This window comes from Nitrosomonas sp. Nm51, from assembly GCF_900111165.1.
Lineage (GTDB): Bacteria > Pseudomonadota > Gammaproteobacteria > Burkholderiales > Nitrosomonadaceae > Nitrosomonas.
The window spans coordinates 1-1,851 of sequence record NZ_FOGH01000115.1; the positions used below are offsets into that span (position 1 = coordinate 1).

Here is a 1,851-nt window from a genome sequence, read left to right on the forward strand (position 1 = left end):
TCACGGCTTTTTTTGACGCGTCATTTGTCCGCTGACTGAGCTCAAACGAGCCTGCCTGAGCAAAAAACCAAAGTTGCAATTACAATAGCTTGTCGTTACTTACAGGCGTTATGGAATTGGATGTGATTTATAAACGTGTCGTTGGACTCGATGTTCATCAGCCGCAGATTACAGCCGGTGCCTTGATTGAAAAAAGCGATGGTTCGATGCGTACCGAGCAGCGCCAATTTGGTGCATTCAAGAAAGACCGGCGAGCGTTGGCACATTGGGTAACTCAATTGCAGAGGGCGTTCATAATTCTGTGTCAACCTAAAACGCTAACGCGCTTCTCTTGTTGAGCCGCTTCAACCGATCACCGAGACAGTGATCGTTTTCAGCGGCGATATAAAATTCGGCAACGAATTTACAAATCCAGTGCAGCATCCAAACGTCCTTCAAAATATATCACCAGTTGGGACAATGTCAAATTCCAGTTTGGAAATGGCATCGTCCATTTTCTGCTGGCGTTCTTGATACCAACATACAATAATTTCAACAGACTGTTTTCATTTGGAAATCCGCCTTTGGTCTTGGTTAATTTCCGGAACTGACGATGCACTGCTTCAATGGCATTGGTTGTATACATTACGCGACGTATCGGCTCAGGGTATTTGAAGAATACCGATAAATTGTCCCATTTGCTTCGCCATGATTTGATCGTAATAGGACACTGTTTCCCCCATTTTGCCTCCAGTGTATCAAGCGCACTCTCGGCAGCTTCTTTGGTCTGCGCTTTATACACACGCTTTAGATCGGCCATGAGCGCTTTGTGATTTTTCGATGCCACATATTTCATTGTGTTGCGTATTTGGTGGATAATACACAACTGAATCCCGGTATTTGGAAATATGCTGTTAATCGCCTCAGGAAAGCCTGTGAGTCCGTCTATAGCGGCAATAAGAATATCCTGAACCCCACGGTTATTCAGGTCTGTAAGCACGGAAAGCCAGAATCTGGCGCCCTCGCTTTCAGACAAGTACAACCCTAAAATTTCCTTTTTCCCCTCGATATTAACACCGAGTACGCTATACACCGCCTTGCTGACATATCGACCGTCTTCTCTCACCTTAAAGTGAATGGCATCCAGCCAGACAAATGGATAATGGCTGTCCAACGGGCGTTGTTGCCATTCCCTTAACTCTGGAATCAGTTTGCCGGTTACGGCACTAATCGTCGCCGGGGAAATATCAATACCATATAATTCGGCTATGTGTCCTGAAATATCCTCATAGCTGGAACCAAGTGCAAACAGAGAGAGTATCTTTCTTTCCATTTCATCTGTGAAATGGGTTTGGTGCTTTTTAACAAGTTGCGGCTCAAATGTACCATTGCGGTCTCGCGGCGTATCCAGTTGAAAACTGCCAGATGCCGATTTCATAGTCTTTGGCGTTGAACCATTCTTGCGGTTCGGCTCATCTTTGGATTCAATGTGCCGCTCTACCTCTGCAGCCAATGCGGCTTCAGTTAGCTGTTTGATCAACGGTGTAAGTATGCCATTCTTTCCATTCAGATCCTGACCAGCTTTCAGAGCCTCTAATGCTTCTTCAAAATCAAATTGCGGGATAATCTTCGACATAAGTCACTCCAATAAAATTTAATAATAATGGAATGACACAGAATTTCTAATACTCCCGTCGCGATGGATCACCGGGGAGAGGTATTTGCCGTATCCAAATGGGCCGGAATCAAAACCAAGGAAGTCCGCACCAAATTGAGCGTAACCGTCCAGCCCCACCATCTACAAACTAGAATCTGATCTGTTTATCCTCGGGTATTTTCAAAGGAGGATGACGAGTGACAACACAGGAACAA

At 45.1% G+C, this 1,851-nt stretch carries 1 protein-coding gene and 1 pseudogene; one reads left to right on the forward strand and one right to left on the reverse strand.

The genetic code is table 11. From position 1 onward, the window contains the following. Window positions 1-110: 110 nt before the first annotated feature. Window positions 111-302 (forward strand): annotated as a pseudogene (locus BMY60_RS15010) (IS110 family transposase); the annotation flags it as partial. 101 nt (window positions 303-403) lie between these two features. Here BMY60_RS15010 and BMY60_RS15015 read toward each other — a convergent pair. Further along, window positions 404-1,615, reverse strand: coding sequence for an IS256 family transposase (locus BMY60_RS15015; protein WP_177166708.1), 1,212 nt, complete (start codon window positions 1,613-1,615; stop codon window positions 404-406). Window positions 1,616-1,851 lie beyond the last annotated feature (236 nt).